Below are 17,555 nucleotides of genomic sequence, written 5' to 3'. Positions count from 1 at the left end.
TTACTTACCTTCCGAGGATGAGGCTCATGGCTTCGGCACGGGTGGCCGGGTCATGAAGCTGCCCGCGGACCGCGCTGGTGACGGTCTTTGCTCCGGGCTTGCGGACACCGCGCATTGACATGCACATGTGTTCGCATTCGACAACGACGATCGCGCCACGCGGCTTGAGGTGGCTGACCATTGCTTCGACGATCTGGGTGGTGAGCCGCTCCTGCACCTGGGGGCGTCGGGCGTAGATATCCACGAGGCGTGCCAGCTTGCTGAGCCCGGTCACTTTGCCGTCGTGGGAGGGAATGTAGCCGACATGGGCAACCCCGTGGAACGGCACCAGGTGGTGCTCGCACGTTGAGTAGAACGGGATGTCCTTGACCAGGACCAGTTCTTCGTGGTCCAGGTCAAACGTGGTGGAGAGGACGTCAGCGGGATCGTGGTGCAGTCCCGCGAACACTTCGGCGTAGGCCTTGGCCACCCGCTTGGGGGTGTCTACGAGGCCTCCGCGGTCCGGGTCCTCGCCAATGGCCAGGAGGATTTCACGGACGGCCGCCTCGATCCGGGGCCGGTCCACCTTCTCGTGCTTATTGTGGTGGGATCCGTCCTCCGCCGGGTGTCCGGCGGAGGCGGGTGCGTCGTCGTCGTCGATGTGAGTCACAGAAGAAAGCTTAGCCGTGCGTGGCGTCAGGCCCCGAGTCGGGGATGCCGCCCTGGAACGCAGCGTCATCCGGGACACCCTGCGGGTGCGGCGGCAGCGCGTCCAGCGGTTCCTCGAGGCGGGCTTCCTTGGCTTCCTGCTGGGCTTCGCGCTCAGACTTCTCCAGGCGGGACTCAACGGGGCCGGCCTGCTGGACCGGTCGCGTCTCCTTGGACAGCCATACCTCGCGGAAGTCACGCTTGCGGATGTCCGTGAAGATGTGCGCGATCTCGGCCTGGTTGAGGGTCTCCCGTTCCAGGAGTTCCAGGGCCAGCTGGTCCAGGACGTCCCGGTTTTCGGTGAGGATGGCGTACGCCTCGTCATGCGCCTGGTCGATCAGGCGGCGCACTTCCTCATCCACCACATAGGCGATCTGGTCCGAGTAGTTGCGCTCGTGCCCGGCGTCGCGGCCCAGGAAGGGTTCGCCGCCGCCCTGGCCCAGGCGTACCGCGCCGACACGCTCGCTCATACCGAACTCGGTGACCATCTTGCGGGCCGTGGAGGTGGCCTTTTCGATGTCGTTGGAGGCTCCCGTGGAGGGATCGTGGAAGACGATCTCTTCCGCCACGCGGCCGCCCATTGCGTAGGCCATCTGGTCCAGCAGTTCGTTGCGGGTGATGGAGTACTTGTCGTTCTCCGGGACCACCATGGTGTAACCCAAGGCCCGGCCACGGGGAAGGATGGTGATCTTGGTGACCGGCGCCGAGTTCCTCAGGGCAGCCGCCACCAGGGCGTGTCCGCCTTCGTGGTATGCGGTGATTTTGCGTTCGTGTTCCTTCATCACGCGGCTGCGCTTTTGCGGGCCTGCCATAACGCGGTCGATGGCCTCGTCGAGGGCGCGGTCATCGATGAGGTTGGCGTTGGAGCGCGCGGTCAGCAGGGCTGCCTCGTTCAAGACGTTGGCGAGGTCTGCGCCGGTGTAGCCCGGAGTCTTCTTCGCCACGGCCTTGAGGTCAACGCCCGGGGCCATCGGCTTGCCCTTGGCGTGCACCTGCAGGATCTGGTCGCGGCCGATCAGGTCCGGGGCGTCCACCGAGATCTGGCGGTCAAAACGGCCGGGACGCAGCAGTGCCGGGTCCAGGACGTCGGGACGGTTGGTGGCCGCGATCAGGATGACGTTGGTCTTGACGTCGAAGCCGTCCATTTCAACCAGCAACTGGTTCAGGGTCTGCTCGCGTTCGTCGTTGCCGCCGCCGATCCCGGCACCGCGGTGCCGTCCGACCGCATCAATCTCGTCAACAAAGATGATGGCCGGAGAGTTGGCCTTGGCCTGCTCAAAAAGGTCGCGGACACGGGACGCGCCCACGCCGACAAACATTTCGACAAAGTCCGAGCCGGAGATGGAGAAGAACGGCACGCCGGCCTCGCCGGCGACCGCGCGGGCCAGGAGAGTCTTGCCGGTTCCCGGAGCGCCGTAGAGCAGCACGCCCTTGGGGATCTTGGCGCCCACAGCTTGGAACTTGGCGGGTTCCTGCAGGAACTCCTTGATTTCCTGGAGCTCCTCCACGGCCTCGTCCGCGCCGGCTACGTCCACGAAAGTCACCTGCGGCATGTCCTTGTTGACCATCTTGGCCTTGGACTTGCCGAACTGCATGATCTTCGAGCCGCCGCCCTGCATCCGGGTCATCAGGAACCAGAACAGCGCACCGAGCAGGATGACAGGGATAAGCAGCGAAAGCAGGCCGGAGAACCAGTTGCTTTCGATCGGCTGGTCCGTGTAGCCGTTGGCGGGTTTGGCAGCCGTGACGGCCTTGACGACGTCGGCGGCGCGGGCGTCGACAAAGAAGAACTGGACGCTCTTGCCCTTGTCCTGCCCGTTGACATCCAGGTTGTCCTTGAGGGTCAGGTCAACGCGGTTTTCGCCGTCGAAGATTTTTGCCTGCTCAACCTTGCCGCTGTCGGCAAGGAGCTCAAGGCCCTTGTCCGTATCGATCCGTGCCGCACCACCGGGAGCCAGTGTTGCAAAAGCCACAAGGAGCATGGCGATCACAACAACGATCCAGATGCCCGGGCCCTTCAAGAAACTCTTAGCTTTCATCTGTTCGGGGGCTGGCCCCGTCCCTCCTGGTAGTGCTGCACGGCGAGTGAGTCTGCGCGCGTGTGGTCCTGCATCAGCTACTAGCTATACACCGTTCGGAGTAATTCACGCACGGTGCTGCGCAAAAGTTCCCTCTGGGCGTAGCGGGATGCGGACGGCAAAAGCGGAACTCCGCAGGTCAGCCCGGCTGCGGCGACAGCCAGTTTCCGGAGGATGGCCGTGCCGCTCGCGGTAAACATGGACGAACCCTGCTTCCAACGCGCGGAAAGACCAGGTCGGTCAGGACCGCTTTCCCGCCCTGCGCGAACACCTCAACCATGCAATGGTCGACGACGATGCGCAGCGTGAGCACGGTGTGGGTAGGTTCTGGCCTTGGCCCTTGTAACTGGCGCAACGCGGCAGCGGTCAGCGCGCGGGCGCCGCCACCGAATCGCGCAGCACCGGCGGGCAGTCCAAGATGGTCGGGTGGGGCGCCTCATAGCCTCCCTGCACTGCGGAGATCTCCGCTTCGACAGGTGCCGCGTCGCCGTCGAGCCCTGCCTGCGTGAGTGTTGCCCGGAAGCCGCGGAGGCGGTCCCGGGTGGCGGGGACGTCGTTGGTGTTGTTAAGGAAGCCGATGCGGGTGTGGCCGGCCGCCAGGAGGATTCCGACGGCGGCACGGGCGGATCCTGTAGGTTCGGCAGCTTAAATGCCGGCGGCGGCCTCCGAAGAGGCCGCCGCCGGCATTGCCGTGCCTAAATCTTTACTCGTAAACGTGCGGGGCGAGCGTGCCCACGAAGTCCAGGTTGCGGTACTTCTCGGCGTAGTCCAGGCCGTAGCCCACCACGAACTCGTTGGGGATGTCGTAGCCGATGTACTTGACGTCGATCTCCACCTTGGCGGCCGTGGGCTTGCGGAAGGCGGTGCAGATCTCCACAGAAGCGGTGCCCCGGGATTCCAGGTTGGTCTTGAGCCAGGACAGGGTCAGGCCGGAGTCGATGATGTCTTCGACAATCAGGACGTCCTTGCCCATCAGGTCCGTGTCCAGGTCCTTCAGGATCCGGACAACACCCGAGGACTGGGTGCCGGAGCCGTAGGAGGACACTGCCATCCAGTCCATCGAAACGTGGCTGTGGAGCGCGCGGGCGAGATCGGCCATAACCATCACAGCGCCCTTGAGTACACCGACCAGAAGGATTTCGCGGCCTTCGTAGTCCTTGTCGATCTGCGCGGCGAGCTCAGCGATCCGCTGTTGGATCTGTTCCTTGGTGTAGAGAACGTGCTTGAGGTCTGCCTGGACGTCGTTTGAATCCACCAATGGCTCCTGTGTAGATGCGGGGTGCGACTATTCTTGGGGCGGTTTTTGAGGCCGGAATACTAGCTTCCCACAGCGGGCCGCTTCACGGGGAACGGGGGCGCCGCTGTCTGGGGTCGCGGGCCGAGTTTCCGCCGCGTCCCGCTGGGCCAGCTCGGCGAGGGACAGCCGGTACACGCTCACCCCGCCTGGCAGCTCCACGGGACCGGCAGAACCTTGCCGGCGCAGCAGCGCTTCCGCTGCCAGAAGGCGCTGGTAGCTGGGCTGTTGGCCCCCGACGTCGGCCGCTGCCTTGGCGATGACCCGGAACCTGATGGCCGGGGAAAGATCCCCCAGGGCCTCCTCCGGGAGGCCGATCTCGAGTCCGGACCGCTCGGCCAAGGCGGCAAATGTGCGATCTGCCACGTCCTCCAGATAGTCAGCGTCCAGCTGCAGGATGGACGCGGTCCGGGCCAGCGATTCAGCCACGCCGGGGCCGAGTTTTTCCTCGAGCAGCGGCAGTACTTCCACCCGGGTCCGGGAGCGGGCAAACGACGGGTCCGAATTGCTGGGATCGTGCCAGGGCTCAAGGTCCTCGACGACACAGATCTCCAGGGTATCCGCGCGGCGCAGGCCCAGGAACGGCCGCAGCAACAGGCCGCGGGCAGGGCGCATACCGGCCAGCGAGCGTGTGCCGGAGCCGCGGGCAAGCCCCAGCAGGACCTGTTCGGCCTGGTCATCCAGAGTGTGCCCGAGCAGGATAGCGGTGGCCCCGTGATCCCCGGCCGCAGCCTCCAGCGCTGCGTGGCGGGCATCCCTGGCGGCCGCTTCCGGGCCCATCCCGGTGCTGGCGACGGTAACGGTCCGGAGGTCCACCGGGGAGAGGCCCAGTTCCTGCAATGTCCGGACTGCGGCGGCAGCCACCTTGGCCGAGCCTTCCTGCAGCTGGTGGTCAACCACCACCGCGCCCACCGTCAGGGCGTGCCCGTCAACGTGGCCGCGGCGGGCAAAATAGGCCGCCACCGCCGCGAGGGCCATCGAATCGGGACCACCGCTGCAGGCCACCAGCACGTGCCCCGGATAGCCGGCCTCTGCCAGGGCGTTCTGGACCATCTTGCGCGCCTTGCCGACGACGGGCGCGAGCCTGCCGGGCCGCCGTCGGCCGGGTAAAGCCGTACGGGCGTCCGGCACATTCGGGGCGTGGGGCACCTACAGACCCATCCGGTCAACCCACAGCTTGGCGTCATGGATTTCGGGCTCGGTGGGGAGGTTTTCGGCGGATTCCCACACCCGGTTGAAGCCCTCCATGCCGGCCACCGCCACGACGGCGCGGACAAAATTGGCGCCGTCGGAGTACTGGCGCATCTTGGCGTCCAAGCCCAGGAGGTTGCGGATGAATTTCTCCATCACGCCGCGCTCCTTGCCACGGTCGGTGAAGCGCTGCCGGATAGTCCTGACCGAGGGGACGATGCTGGCGTCGACGGAATCCATCACCACATTGGCGTGGCCCTCCAGCAGGCTCATGACTGCCGTCAGGTGGGACAGGGACGCCTTCTCCTCGGGATTCTGCAGCAGGTCCAGGATGGCGCCGCGGCCGGGAGTATCGCCGGTGGCGGTCCGGTCTCTGAGGGAACGTGCGGCGGCGGACGCGCGCTCCATCAGCGAATCAACGTTGCCCAGCAGGTGCCCGCTGAGGTTGTCAATCTCGGAAAGCATGTGGTGGCGGAGCCAGGGCGCGGCGGCAAACTGCACGCGGTGCGTCTGTTCGTGAAGGCAGACCCAGAGCCGGAAATCCTCCGGCGTGACGTTGAGTTCGCGCTCCACAGCCACGATGTTGGGCGCCACAAGAAGCAGGCGGCCGGCTGCCGGCGCTTTGGAACCTTCGGCGAGCGCGGCAAACGGATCGTACTGGCCCAAAACCTTGCTGGACAGGAACGCCAGGACAGCGCCGAGTTGGCTGCCGGTGACGGCGCCGCTGACGCTGGCCGCCGCCGGGCTGACGTTGCCGCGGCGGCTTTCGAGCATTTTTTCCATCGCGGGTTTGAGCATCACGGCGAAGCTCTGCGTGTTGGCTTTGGCCCAGCTGGCCCGGTCCACCACCAGGACAGAGGAGTCGCGGAGGTCCCTTGCGGCTTCGAGGCCCGTGATTTCGTGGACGTGCGGGACGGAGGCGTCCGCGAGGCGGCGCAGGCTGTCCACGGCTTCGCCGATTTCCGCAGAGTTGAGGGTGGGCCCCGAGGAGGCCAACCGGGCCGCTGTGGACGCGGCCAAGTCCCAGTTGATCAGGGCCTGGGCGGGGCTGGACGATGCCGGGGCTGACGAATCACGCGCAGTGGTCTCCATAGTCCCCATCACATCACAGCGGACGGCAGATGGTCCTTAAGTTCGCTGACCGGCGAACGGTCACCGGCGCATCGGGCCTCAGGCGATGTCCGCAGGCACATCCGGCGCACAGGATGCCGAAAGCGCCCTGCTAGCAAGCGCGGGCAAAGTAGGGACCACAGAACCGCCCCGCATCGAGGAGAACCCCATGATCCGTACCGCCCCAGCGCTCGTTTGTCCGGGGAGTCCTCGGTTTCGGCGGCGGCACAGGCAACTCCTGCCGCGAACTCGGGACATTCCGCTACGTCCTAGCGAGTTGCCAGCCTTAGCGGCAGCCGCACGCGGCGAGCGCCGTGGCGGCCCGGTCCAGGGCCTCCCTGTTAGCTGCAGCGCCAGGCGTCAAACCGTTGCCGATGAACGAGAAGACCAGGAGCCGCCCGTCTGCGTCCACCACGTATCCGCTGAGTGCGATCACCGAGTTTAGGGTCCCGGTCTTGGCCCGCACCAGGCCGGCGCCGCGGGCAGTGGTGCCATCCCCGTAGCGGCTGTCCAGCGTTCCGGTCAGCCCGGCGACCGGAAATCCATCCAGCGCAGCCAGCAACCTGGTGTCGGTACCGGAGGTGATGGCACGCACCACTTCCGCGAACTGGCGGGCAGAGACCTGGTTCGCCAACGCCAGCCCGGACACATCGGCCAGACGCATGGTGTCAGTGGGGATCCCCAGGTCCACGAGCTGTGTGCGGACTGCTGAGGTGGCGCCGTCATTGCTGGCGGGCTCCCCGGCCGCCGACGCAGCCATCCGACCCAGGACCTCCGCCAGATAGTTGTCCGAGGTCTGCAGCATCAGGTCCACCTGCTGGCCCACCGTGGCGGACTGGACTTCGGCAAGGACCCCCGGCTCTTCAGCGGGGAGCGCATCGCCGGAAGGCTCCGTGTAACGTTCGACGCCGGCCGCTACCGTGAGTCCCGCAGCGGCGCCTGCCGTCTTGAGCTGCGCGGCAAACGCCTCCGCGGCGGTGATTGCAGAGTCCTGGGGGCGCAGGCCGGTGGTCACGGCCGGGTCAAAGCGCGCCGAGTTCAGCGCCAGCGGGTACAAGGGGGCCACCTCGCCCGCTGCAACGTCGCCGTCAGCCCAGGCTGGGTTCAGTGCAGGGCCGCTGAACAGGGAATCGTCCACCAGAAGCTTCAGCTCGCCGGTTGTTCCAATGGCCTGGAGCGCGTCCGCGGTGGCGGTGGCCAGGGTGGCGAGCCCTGCGTGGCCCATCACCTGGTTGGGCGCGGACTCACCGGCGCCCAGGAGGACGTCGCCGCCGCCGGTCAGCACCACCTGATTGCGGGCGGGCCCAGCTAGAACCCTGGTGCCGAAACGGCGGTCCGGCCCGATCGCCCGGAGTGCGGCCACAGCGGTGAGCAGCTTCATATTGGAGGCAGGGATCCGGCTCTCCGAACCGCCCCGGTCAAACAGGACCTGGCCAGTGAGCGCATCCTGGACAAGCCCAGTGAAGCTGCCGTCGCCGTCGGGCTTTAACAAGGCGTCCAACTGCGCGGCGACAGCGGCGGGCAGCGGAACGGGCGCCGACTCCGTAAGCGGAGCCAGGCCCTGACGGGCGGAAAGCGTGGCCGGGAGCTGCTGCCAGGCGGGCACCACCGGCGTCGCTGCCGGCGGCGGGACGACGAAAGCAGGGGCAACCAGCCACACGGCGGGGAGTGCCAGGATAACGATCACGGCCAAGAGCAGCGCGGTGGGCCAGGCCTGCAGCCCGCGCTGAACCGTGCGCCGGAACGCGCCTGCGCCCGATGTTTCCTTCATGTTGGTGCTGGTCCTCAAGTCCTGAAATTTCCCCGCAAGTTCCTGAAACCTGGGCCTGTCGCTATATCCTCAATAGTAGTCGGCGGCACCGACACTCCTTTTTTGTTGTTCGTCTCCTGTGCCGCGACCCCCCCCCCTGCAATTGCCGAGGAGCATTCCATGAAGCACGACGTGACCATCGAGATCCCCAAGGGATCACGAGTCAAGTACGAAGTTGACCACGAGACCGGCCGCGTCCGCCTGGACCGCGTCCTCTTCACCTCCATGCAGTACCCCACGCACTACGGGTTCTTCGAGAACACCCTGGGCGAAGACGGCGATCCGCTGGATGCACTGGTGCTCCTGCAGGACTTCGACCTGCACCCCGGCGTCATTGTTGAGTCCCGCCCCATCGGGGTTTTCAACATGACCGACGACGGCGGCGGCGACGCCAAGGTCCTGTGCGTCCCGGTTGACGCCCGCTTTGACCACATCCAGGAAATCAGCGATGTCAGCGAATTCCTGATCAAGGAAATCGAGCACTTCTTCACCCGTTACAAGGACCTGGAGCCGGGCAAATGGGTCAAGGCCGAGGGCTGGGGCGACCGCGCCGCCGCCGAGGCCGAGCTGGAAGCTTCCATCAAGCGTTTCGTGCCGGCAGCGCACTAGCCACCGCTCCGCAACTGCAACGCGGGGTCACTTAACGCCCATCCGGACGACGGACAAGGGCCGTAAGTGACCCCGCGTTGCCCGTTAACCGGCCGCGGCGTTTCTGTGGAATCGTTGCCCTGTGAGTTCCGAGCCTTCGTTTAATCCTCCGTGCGGACCGATCACCGGGTGGCGGGACGGTTCGGTGCTGCGGGCCACCGGCATTCCCTACGCCACCGCGGGCCGTTTTCAACTTCCGGTGACCGCGTCCGATTGGACCGCCGACTATGCCGCCACCACCCTCGCACCCGCCTGCCCGCAGGGCCCTGTTCCGTTCCTGGACGACGTCCTGGGTACCCGGTATGGCGAGCTCCCCGGAAGTGAAGACTGCCAGCGCCTATCGATCACCGTTCCGGAAGGGCTTGCCGACGGCGAGCACGTCCCGGTCATGGTGTGGCTGCACGGCGGTTCCTACACGTCGGGCTCCGGCGACCTGGCGATCTTTGACGCCAAGTCCCTGGTGTCCGAGAACCGGGTCGTCGTGGTGTCCGTGACCTACCGGCTGGGCTTGTTCGGCTACCTGTCCACCGGCACCGGCCGACCCGCGAACCTCGGCCTCCTGGACCAACTGGAAGCGTTCCGGTGGGTGCAGCGCAACATCGCGGCCTTCGGCGGCGACCCGGGGCGGGTCACCGCGTTCGGGCAGTCCGCAGGCGGTGACTCCGTAGTCCACCTCATGGCCACTCCGGAGGCGCCGTCCCTGTTTCAGCGGGCCATCATCCAGAGTGCACCTTTGGGGATCACCCGCGGCCGGCACAAGATGAGCCGCGCCATGGGCATCGCGGCCGAAGCCGTCACGGAAGACACCCCGATGCTGGACGTGGTGGACATCGAAGACCACGTGTCCCAGGTGGCCCGGAAATACGGCCTGATGGCAGCCATGCCGTTCGGCACCCAATACGGGCACGCCCCGCTGCCACCTGAATCATGCGTTGAGGCGGCCTGGAACGCCACGGCCCCGGGCATCGAGGTGCTGATCGGGCACACCTCCGACGAGGCCCGCCTGTTCCTTCCCCGGAGTCCAGTGGTCAGCTGGCTGGGCAAGGTCCCCGTGCTGGGTGACGTTGCCGTGCGGGCCATTAATTGGGCGGTGACGGAGGCAGTCTACGGCCGATCTGCCCGCAAATTTGCCCGCCGCCACGCCCGCGCAGGAGGCAAGGCCTACAGCTACCTGCTGTCCTGGGGCGCACCGGGAAACTTTTACCGCGCCGCACACACCGTTGACCTGCCGCTGCTGTTCGGAAACCAGCAGACCTGGGCCGACGCAGGGCTCCTCAAGGGCGCAACCTGGGATGAGATCGACGCCGTGGGCCGTGAGGTGCGCCGGCTGTGGGCGGACTTTGCCCGCGGCGACGGCCTTGGTCAGACTGGCGGGATTCCCGGGGCACTCGAGTACCGCTCGCTGTAAGCCCGGGGAGCTTTCTCAGGTGCCGGATACAGCGTCGCGGATGGCCGCCACCAGAAGGTCCTGCCGTGTAGTGGATGTCATTGCCAAGCACATCAAGCCACGGCATGTGTATGTGTCCCTCCGGGCCCCGGGCCGCCGGCCCTCCGCACACTAGCGTCTCAGAACCCCGTCCGCGCGTCACGGAGCGTCCATCATGGCGGCGGTAAGGTCCGTTGCATGACCCCCGGCAGTATACCGGCAGCGACTATCCGGTTGGCTAGCCGGACGCCTCTCTGCCATTCCTCGCCGGGCCCCGGAACCCTGATGTCCAGCCGGTCCTGGACCACGACGGCATCGAGGGACGGCGGCAGGCCGGGGGCATGTTGGCCCGTAGCTACAAAGGCAGGGCTGCTCCGAAGAAGCCCACGGCAATCATGGGCCTGATCTGTTCGGTTTCCCGGACTGCAGGCGCTGCGTCCCCTTCAGATCAGCTCGGCCACGAGTCTTGACCTTGCCTGAATCAGGACCTCTCGCCGACTTGCCTTGGGCCAACTACTAACCGGTAGTCTTTGATCCACATGTTCACGTTGACCATCAACCAGACCGACAGCCGGCGCGACGGCGACCGCGTCCCTCAGCTGCTGAAGGACCTGCGGCACATCCCCGCGCGCCTGGACTTCGACCGCTCTGTGGAGGATGAAGTCCAAGGCATTGTGGACTGCCCGCACGAAGCCGTGGAGGCAGCCCTGATCGCCCTGCGATGCGGTTCCTGGTACGTGGGGCTGGGCGTCGGGCCAGTCAACGAACCGCTGCCGAACCAGATCAAGGATGCCTCCGGTCACGGCCTGATCTACGCCCGGCGCGCGGTGGACCGGCTCCGGAACAGCAAAGAACGCATCCCGGTCGCCGTGGAAGGACCGCTGGCGGAAATCGCCCACGAGGCCGAGGCTGTGCTGCGGCTCTTGGGCCATATTGTGCGAAACAGATCCGGGGCTGAATGGCGCGTTCTTGACCTCATGACCCCCGGGGTCCGCGGACAGCAGAAGGCGGTGGCCCAGGAACTCGGAATTACCACCCAGGCCGTTAGCAAGGGAGTGGCCAGGGCCCAGTGGAACGAGGAACACGCTGCCCGTCCCGCCGCCGCACGGCTGCTGGCCCTCATCCTCGAGGTGCGCTGAACACAGCTGGCTCACGCCGCCGTTGCCGATGAAGGCGGCTAGCACCACGGCCATCACCACGGCGAGCAGGAATGTTCCCACAAACACCGCACTGTCTTGTAGAAAAGCCGCAGCCCGCAGCGGGCACGATGGGCACCCGCTCAGCGGACCGCCGTCGGGGTTTCCAAGGGAACGAAGGTGGCGTACTCGGGGCCGTGCTGGCGGATGAGCCGGAGGTATACCGACGGCGTAAATCCGTTGAAGCGCCGGGAGGTGCGGATCAGGTGGGGCTGGTCGTAGTAGCCGGCGAGGCCAGGAGCGGGCTGATGCCCAGGCGGTGAGCCAGCTCGCCCACCGGGATATCCTCCTCGGCCAACAGCGCCTCGAAAGCGGTCGCCGGATCGGCGTCTGCCAGTCCGGCACGAAGGACCGAAAGTCCGGGCAGGAAGCGGGCCGTGTCCTGCACCGTGCGCTCCGGTTGCGACGGCGGCGCGTCAGCTAACGCTGCGATGCCGTAAGGCCCCGGCAAACGGGTCTACCAGGCGGTACGGCCGGCCCGGCCGGAGTCAGCGGTCACGGCAGTACCGCGTCTTCTGCCTCAACGGGCGCACCCTGGAGCGCGGCGGTGTTCTGGCCTTCGGGGAGGTCCGCTACCGGGGGCAGTTCTCCCTTGACGGTCTCCCGCTCGGCACGCTCAGCTGTGAACTGGGCGAGCGTGCCATCGTGATTCCCAGCGGGGGGCTGCTGCATGTCCTGGTGGACGACCCGAGCCGGTTGAATTACGGGCGGCGGATCGGCGAGTCCAAGGGGCTGACCGATCTCAAGAATCTGGACTTGGACGGTGTGGGTCCATTGACGGCGTTGGCCACCGAACTGGACGGACGAGAACTAGCCCATCCTGCCCCCGCTTGGGAGTTTTTGTCCAGATAGTGCCCGTTTCAGGCAATCAGACGGCATCATCTGGCCAAAAACTTGAGACGAGGCGCGGCGGAAGCAGCCCTACACCAGGAGGCTGCGCAGCACGTGCGCGGCGCCGTCGTCGAATACTGAATGCGTGACCTCATCCGCGGCGGCGATGACTTCCTCCGCGGCCTGGCCCATGGCGACTCCGCGCCCGGCCCAGCCCAGCATTTCGATGTCGTTGCGGCCGTCGCCAATGGCCACAGTCCGGTGGGGTTCAGTCCCCAACTGGCCGCGGAGCCGTTCCAGCGCGCTGGCCTTGGTGACGCCTTCCGCGGCGATGTCCAGCCATGCGGTCCATCCGACCGAGTACGTGACACCGGCCAGGCCGATCTCCTGGATGGTTGCGGTGAATTCTTCCGGGGTGTTTTCGGTGCTGAACACCACCAGCCGGACGGCGGTGGCTTCCAGCAGTGTCTGGAAGTCAACGCCGATAGCCTCTACGCCGAAGCTGGCGTCCTGGAATCGCTCCGTGGACAGGAAGTTGCCGTCCTCGTCTTCCAGCGCATACTTCGCGGTGGGCAGTTTCTCCCGCAACGCCCGGAGCGCCGGGGCCGGATCGAAGGTGGCCTTATGGATGATTTCGTAGCCATCAGCCAGGTCCGGATCCAGCCGCAGTGTCACGCCGCCGTTGCAGCAGACGGCGTAACCGCTTTGGATGCCGATCTGCTCGATGATGGGCAGCGTGGCGTTTAGCGAGCGGCCGGTTGCGATCAGAACGTCATGCCCTGCCGCGACCACGGCCTTTGCGGCCTCCCGGACGGGCACGGACATGTGCCCGTCGTGGTCCACCAAGGTTCCGTCCACGTCCAGGGCAATCATGAACTTGGTGGTGTATTCGTTTGCGATCCGCTGGTCATCGATGCCAGCGACTGTGGTTTCAGTCAATGTAGTCATACATCCAGTAGACCAGAGACCCCCTGCACCGGCTAGGACGCAGGCCACAGCGCCCATGAACACCCGGTTAATACTCACAGGGTTATCCACGGTGTGAGTGTTAACATCCGGCAAGCCCATGAATCCTGCGTCCAGGGATCAGCGAATGCTACAGGACCGGGAAGACTTCCATCCCGCCGAGGTACTTCTGCAGTCCGGCCGGGACGTTGACCGAGCCGTCGGCGTTCTGGTGGTGCTCCAGGATGGCCACGATCCAGCGGGTGGTGGCCAGCGTGCCGTTCAGCGTGGCCACGGCACGGGTTCCCTTGGCTACGCCTTCGTCGTTGACCACACGCTCGCGGATGTTCAGGCGCCGGGCCTGGAACGTGGTGCAGTTCGAGGTGGATGTGAGCTCACGGTAGGCACCCTGCGTGGGAACCCAGGCTTCGCAGTCAAACTTGCGGGCCGCAGACATGCCGAGGTCCCCGGCAGCGGTGTCGATCACCCGGTACGGAAGCTCGCACTTGGCCAGCATCTCCTCTTCCCACGCCAGCAGCCGTTCGTGTTCGGCTGCGGCTTTTTCCACCGTGGTGTAGACGAACATCTCCACTTTGTTGAACTGGTGCACGCGGATGATGCCGCGGGTGTCCTTGCCGTGCGAACCGGCCTCGCGGCGGTAGCAGGAGCTCTGCCCGGCAAACCGGATGGGGCCGGCCGTCAGGTCCAGGATCTCGTCCGCGTGGTAACCGGCCAGGGCAACCTCGGAGGTGCCCACCAGGTAAAGGTCGTCCTCAGCGAGACGGTAGATCTCGGCGTCGTGCTTTACGTCAAAGCCGGTGCCTTGCATGGTTTCGGGGCGCACCAGAGTAGGCGTGATCATGGGTACGAAGCCCGCCTCGATGGCCTGGTCCATGGCCATCTGCAGCAACGCCATCTCCAGGCGTGCACCCACGCCGCGCAGGAAGTAGAAGCGGGAGCCGGACACCTTCGCACCGCGCTCCATGTCGATTGCGCCGATCAGCTCACCGATTTCCAGGTGGTCCTTCGGCTCGAAATCGGGAAACCCTCGGGGCGTGCCAACGGTCTTGACCACCACGTAGTCCTCCTCGCCGCCCTCGGGGACACCGTCTTCAATAAGATTCGGGATGGTGCGCAGCAGTTCGTCCTGTTTGGCCTGGGCAGCGTCCGCTTCGGCCGATGCGGCCTTCACAGTGTTGGCCAGTTCCTTGACCTCGGCGAGCAGGGCCTTCTTCTCGTCGCCCTTGGCCTGCGCCACCTTCTTGCCGAAAACGTTCTGCTCGGCGCGGAGGTTTTCAAAGCGGATCAGGGCGGCACGCCTGGCGGAGTCCGCGGCGATGATCGCGTCCACCACTGATTCGTCTGCGCCGCGGGCGCGCTGGCTGGCACGGAACTTGTCCGGGTTTTCGCTGAGCTCTTTTACGTCGATCACCAGACAAGAGTATCGAATCCGGCGGACCCAACACCTTCTGGCCGGACGGCGGGAATCGCGGCGCCGCGGCCGGGCTACTGTTGAAGCACCATGAACGACTGGCTTCTTTACGTCCTGAGCGCGGCGGCGCTGGCCTTCGCCGTCTCCAGCTGGTGGGGCGTCCGCAGGCTCAAAGCCCTGCACATCCGCAGCGCAGTCCACGAAGAAGCACACGAAACCGGCCTCACCCAGCAACGCGTCGTGGTCATCCTTAATCCCGTCAAGGCACGTGCCCCGGAGGCGAAGGAAGCCATCCAGCGCGCCTGCCTGGCCGCCGGCTGGGACGATCCTCTTTTCATCGAGACGACGGCCGAGGACCCCGGGTACTCCCAGGCCCGGGCGGCGCTGGATTACAAGGCCGACGTCGTTCTGGTGGGCGGTGGCGACGGTACTGTGCGCGTGGTGGCTGAGTCTCTCGCACATACGGATGTGGCCATGGGCCTGATTCCCCTGGGGACGGGAAACCTCCTGGCTCGAAACGTGGATCTGAATGTCAACGACCTCCACGCCAACGTGCAGACAGCGCTTTTTGGCCACCAGCGCTACATTGATACCGCGCGGATGGGCATCGAAAATTCCCGCACGGGGCACTCTTCCGAGCACGCGTTCCTGGTGATGGGCGGGATCGGCATGGACGCCGAAATTCTCGCGGACACCAACGACGGCCTGAAGAAAGCCGTGGGTTGGCTCGCTTACACCGAAGCCGGAATGCGCCACCTGCCCGGGCGGCGAAGGAAGGTATCAGTGGCGCTGGATGGCAAGCCGGAGCAGGTCCGGAATATCCGCAGCGTCCTGTTTGCCAACTGTGGGCTGGTCCCGGGCGGGATCGATTTCATCCCGGAAGCCATGATCGACGATGGCATGCTGGACGTGGTGGTCATGAGCCCCCGCAGCGCCATCGGCTGGCTCGCCATGTATGCGAAAATCCTCTTCAAACACAAGGGCAACCTGCCCATCATGACGATGTACCGGGCCGGCCGTATCGTCATCAAGTGCCCGGAGCCTATGCCCACACAAATCGACGGCGACACATCCGGTTTGGCCACGAAGCTCACCGTCCGGGTGGAGCCGCGGTCTCTCCTGATCAGGGTGAAAGGCCAGCAGGGCTAAGCAGGCCTGGCCTCAGGCAGTTGCCTTCTTGACCGCCTCAGCCTCGGCGGCGGCCTTCGCGGCACGCGCCTCGGACTGCTCACGGATCATGGCCTGTTCCTCTTCGAAGCGCAGGCGGTCAGCGCGGTCCGCATCGTCGCCGTCCCAGTCCTGATTGTCGACAGCGGGCTTGGGATTAACGATCATGCCCTGGCCGTCATTGTCTGTGCTGCTGGTATTCATGACCTGCTCCCTTCGTTAGGGGTCCATCCCCCAGGTGGATCAGGCAAGCATACGCACAGTAACTATCCCGCGGAAGTACCTTGACCTACGCTGTGGGCGAAGCCCTGGTCGTCGTCCAGCCGCGTTCATTCCCCCTGCAGAATCTTCCCGACCCATTCATGTGCGGACCGGAATGCCTCGTCCGAGGTGTGTTGCGAGACGCTGGGGCTTTGGGCGTCTGCCCGCCCGTAGGAGCCCAGGAAGCGGGTGGCCGGGCTGATGCGGTGAAGCCCAGCCAAGGCGTCGGCCACACGGGCATCCGCGATGTGCCCGTCTGCGTCGATGCTGAAAAAGTAGTGGCCAAGGTACTGACCTGTCGGCCGGGATTCGATCCGGCTGAGGTTCACGCCCCTCGTGGCGAACTGGTCCAGGATTTCCATCAGGGCACCCGGACGGTCTTCCGGCAGCGGGACTACCACTGTGGTCTTATCCGCACCGGTCCGTTCGGGCAGTACGCCCGGCCTGCTCACCAGGATGAACCGCGTTACGGCCCCCGGGTTGTCGCCGATGCTCTCTGCCAGGACGGTCAGCCCCGGCTGCTCCTGTGCAACGATGGGCGCACAGATCGCGGCATCGTAGTGGGCTTCGTCGCCCAGTAGCCCCATTGCGGCCGCAGCGGTGGAGGAGCCAGCAATATATTCCGCACCCGGAATATTCGCATCCACCCACAGACGGCACTGCGCCCAGGCATGGCCATGGGTGGAGATCCGGCGGATATCCTCCACCTCCACGCCGGGACGGGCTACTAGGACAAAGCTGATGGGCACCAGGACTTCGCGGATGATCCGGAGTTCCTGTCCGCCGGCGATAGCGTCCAGGGTGGCGGTGACGCCGCCCTCGACCGAATTCTCAATAGGCACCATCGCTGCGTCCGCAGAGCCGTCGCGGACCATGTCCAGCGCCGCATTGACGGTGGAGGCCGGATTACGCGTGGCGTTGGCGGCGTCCGGTACCTGCATCAGTGCCGCTTCAGTGAACGTGCCCTCAGGCCCAAGGAAAGCGTACGTAACGGGCATCGCGGGCATGGATTCCTCTTGGGTGATGGACACAGATACGGGTTGGACTACAGAACGAGGGGCTTGAGGCCGTTATCGGACACAAGCGGCTTGCCGGACTCGAGCCACTGGTCCATTCCGCCAGCCACGTTGATGGCTGTATAGCCCTGGCCGGTGAGCCACTGCGCCGCACGGAAGGACCGTCCGCCCGTGCGGCAGATAACGTAGATATCCTGGTCCGGGTCCAACTCGCCAAGCCGTGCCGGAAGCTGATCCAGGGGGACATGCAGAGCGTCCGCGGCATGTCCGGCTACCCATTCGTAGTCTTCGCGGACGTCCAGAATCACGGCGTCTGCCGGGACGTCGATGACGGGCACAGAATCGAAATCGCTCATGGGAGTCCTTTTTCAGAGAATCACGGGTCTCCCTCCAGCCTAGCGTCAGCCGCCCTGCCGTGCCTGCCGAAAGCTGACGCAGGCTACGCTTCTAAATGACCCTGAGG

At 65.6% G+C, this 17,555-nt stretch carries 18 protein-coding genes and 1 pseudogene; 4 read left to right on the top strand and 15 right to left on the bottom strand.

Annotated elements, in window-relative coordinates; genetic code table 11:
- Window positions 1–4 precede the first annotated feature (4 nt).
- The 8 genes and pseudogenes from folE to dacB all read right to left on the bottom strand — a co-directional run bounded on the left by folE (window position 5) and on the right by dacB (window position 8,131).
- Window positions 5–649, bottom strand: coding sequence for a GTP cyclohydrolase I FolE (gene folE, locus ACQCSV_RS02205; RefSeq protein WP_354155469.1), 645 nt, complete (start codon window positions 647–649; stop codon window positions 5–7).
- 10 nt (window positions 650–659) lie between these two features.
- Window positions 660–2,726, bottom strand: coding sequence for an ATP-dependent zinc metalloprotease FtsH (gene ftsH, locus ACQCSV_RS02200; protein WP_282329811.1), 2,067 nt, complete (start codon window positions 2,724–2,726; stop codon window positions 660–662).
- Between the two features lie 178 nt (window positions 2,727–2,904).
- The gene (locus tag ACQCSV_RS02195) at window positions 2,905–3,078 is read right to left on the bottom strand and encodes a GH32 C-terminal domain-containing protein (protein ID WP_426939083.1); all 174 of its coding nucleotides are present in this window, start codon (window positions 3,076–3,078) and stop codon (window positions 2,905–2,907) included.
- Between the two features lie 119 nt (window positions 3,079–3,197).
- Window positions 3,198–3,395 (bottom strand): annotated as a pseudogene (locus ACQCSV_RS02190) (substrate-binding domain-containing protein); the annotation flags it as partial.
- A gap of 73 nt (window positions 3,396–3,468) precedes the next feature.
- Window positions 3,469–4,020 carry a hypoxanthine phosphoribosyltransferase gene (hpt, locus tag ACQCSV_RS02185; protein WP_282329812.1) on the bottom strand — a complete coding sequence of 184 codons (552 nt, stop codon included), beginning with the start codon at window positions 4,018–4,020 and terminating at the stop codon, window positions 3,469–3,471.
- Between the two features lie 30 nt (window positions 4,021–4,050).
- Window positions 4,051–5,112: a tRNA lysidine(34) synthetase TilS gene (tilS, locus tag ACQCSV_RS02180; protein WP_354155533.1), complete on the bottom strand. Its 1,062-nt coding sequence runs from the start codon at window positions 5,110–5,112 to the stop codon at window positions 4,051–4,053.
- Window positions 5,113–5,208: 96 nt separating this feature from the next.
- Complete coding sequence (locus tag ACQCSV_RS02175; RefSeq protein WP_354155470.1) at window positions 5,209–6,342, bottom strand: zinc-dependent metalloprotease; 1,134 nt, start codon at window positions 6,340–6,342, stop codon at window positions 5,209–5,211.
- Between the two features lie 304 nt (window positions 6,343–6,646).
- Complete coding sequence (gene dacB, locus ACQCSV_RS02170; protein ID WP_354155471.1) at window positions 6,647–8,131, bottom strand: D-alanyl-D-alanine carboxypeptidase/D-alanyl-D-alanine endopeptidase; 1,485 nt, start codon at window positions 8,129–8,131, stop codon at window positions 6,647–6,649.
- Window positions 8,132–8,290: 159 nt separating this feature from the next.
- Here dacB and ACQCSV_RS02165 point away from each other — a divergent pair, with 159 nt between their 5' ends.
- The 3 genes from ACQCSV_RS02165 to ACQCSV_RS02155 all read left to right on the top strand — a co-directional run bounded on the left by ACQCSV_RS02165 (window position 8,291) and on the right by ACQCSV_RS02155 (window position 11,383).
- Window positions 8,291–8,779 carry an inorganic diphosphatase gene (locus ACQCSV_RS02165; RefSeq protein ID WP_354155472.1) on the top strand — a complete coding sequence of 163 codons (489 nt, stop codon included), beginning with the start codon at window positions 8,291–8,293 and terminating at the stop codon, window positions 8,777–8,779.
- Window positions 8,780–8,900: 121 nt separating this feature from the next.
- Window positions 8,901–10,226 carry a carboxylesterase family protein gene (locus tag ACQCSV_RS02160; protein ID WP_426939082.1) on the top strand — a complete coding sequence of 442 codons (1,326 nt, stop codon included), beginning with the start codon at window positions 8,901–8,903 and terminating at the stop codon, window positions 10,224–10,226.
- 557 nt (window positions 10,227–10,783) lie between these two features.
- Window positions 10,784–11,383, top strand: a complete 600-nt coding sequence (locus ACQCSV_RS02155; protein WP_354155474.1) for a hypothetical protein — start codon at window positions 10,784–10,786, stop codon at window positions 11,381–11,383.
- 259 nt (window positions 11,384–11,642) lie between these two features.
- Here the strand turns inward: ACQCSV_RS02155 and ACQCSV_RS02150 are convergent, their stop codons facing one another.
- The 4 genes from ACQCSV_RS02150 to serS form a co-directional block, all read right to left on the bottom strand.
- Entirely contained in the window at window positions 11,643–11,891 is a 249-nt protein-coding gene (locus ACQCSV_RS02150) for a hypothetical protein (RefSeq protein ID WP_426939081.1), read from the bottom strand.
- A gap of 44 nt (window positions 11,892–11,935) precedes the next feature.
- Window positions 11,936–12,112: a hypothetical protein gene (locus ACQCSV_RS02145; RefSeq protein ID WP_354155476.1), complete on the bottom strand. Its 177-nt coding sequence runs from the start codon at window positions 12,110–12,112 to the stop codon at window positions 11,936–11,938.
- Between the two features lie 249 nt (window positions 12,113–12,361).
- Window positions 12,362–13,219: an HAD family hydrolase gene (locus tag ACQCSV_RS02140; RefSeq protein ID WP_354155477.1), complete on the bottom strand. Its 858-nt coding sequence runs from the start codon at window positions 13,217–13,219 to the stop codon at window positions 12,362–12,364.
- Window positions 13,220–13,367: 148 nt separating this feature from the next.
- Complete coding sequence (gene serS, locus ACQCSV_RS02135; protein ID WP_354155478.1) at window positions 13,368–14,648, bottom strand: serine--tRNA ligase; 1,281 nt, start codon at window positions 14,646–14,648, stop codon at window positions 13,368–13,370.
- Window positions 14,649–14,738: 90 nt separating this feature from the next.
- Between serS and ACQCSV_RS02130 the strand changes: the two genes are divergently transcribed.
- Window positions 14,739–15,797: a diacylglycerol kinase family protein gene (locus ACQCSV_RS02130; RefSeq protein ID WP_354155479.1), complete on the top strand. Its 1,059-nt coding sequence runs from the start codon at window positions 14,739–14,741 to the stop codon at window positions 15,795–15,797.
- Window positions 15,798–15,809: 12 nt separating this feature from the next.
- Here ACQCSV_RS02130 and ACQCSV_RS02125 read toward each other — a convergent pair whose 3' ends face one another.
- The 3 genes from ACQCSV_RS02125 to ACQCSV_RS02115 all read right to left on the bottom strand — a co-directional run bounded on the left by ACQCSV_RS02125 (window position 15,810) and on the right by ACQCSV_RS02115 (window position 17,448).
- The gene (locus ACQCSV_RS02125; RefSeq protein ID WP_185262232.1) at window positions 15,810–16,019 is read right to left on the bottom strand and encodes a hypothetical protein; all 210 of its coding nucleotides are present in this window, start codon (window positions 16,017–16,019) and stop codon (window positions 15,810–15,812) included.
- Window positions 16,020–16,144: 125 nt separating this feature from the next.
- On the bottom strand, window positions 16,145–17,083 hold the full coding sequence (pheA, locus tag ACQCSV_RS02120; protein WP_426939509.1) for a prephenate dehydratase: 939 nt from the start codon (window positions 17,081–17,083) through the stop codon (window positions 16,145–16,147).
- A gap of 38 nt (window positions 17,084–17,121) precedes the next feature.
- Window positions 17,122–17,448, bottom strand: coding sequence for a rhodanese-like domain-containing protein (locus ACQCSV_RS02115; RefSeq protein ID WP_426939080.1), 327 nt, complete (start codon window positions 17,446–17,448; stop codon window positions 17,122–17,124).
- Window positions 17,449–17,555: the final 107 nt, after the last annotated feature.

Origin of the sequence: Pseudarthrobacter sp. S3, assembly GCF_050156905.1 — a bacterium.
GTDB lineage: Bacteria > Actinomycetota > Actinomycetes > Actinomycetales > Micrococcaceae > Arthrobacter.
The sequence above is the reverse complement of the archived record's forward strand: the minus strand, read 5'-3'. Positions and strand labels throughout refer to the sequence as shown.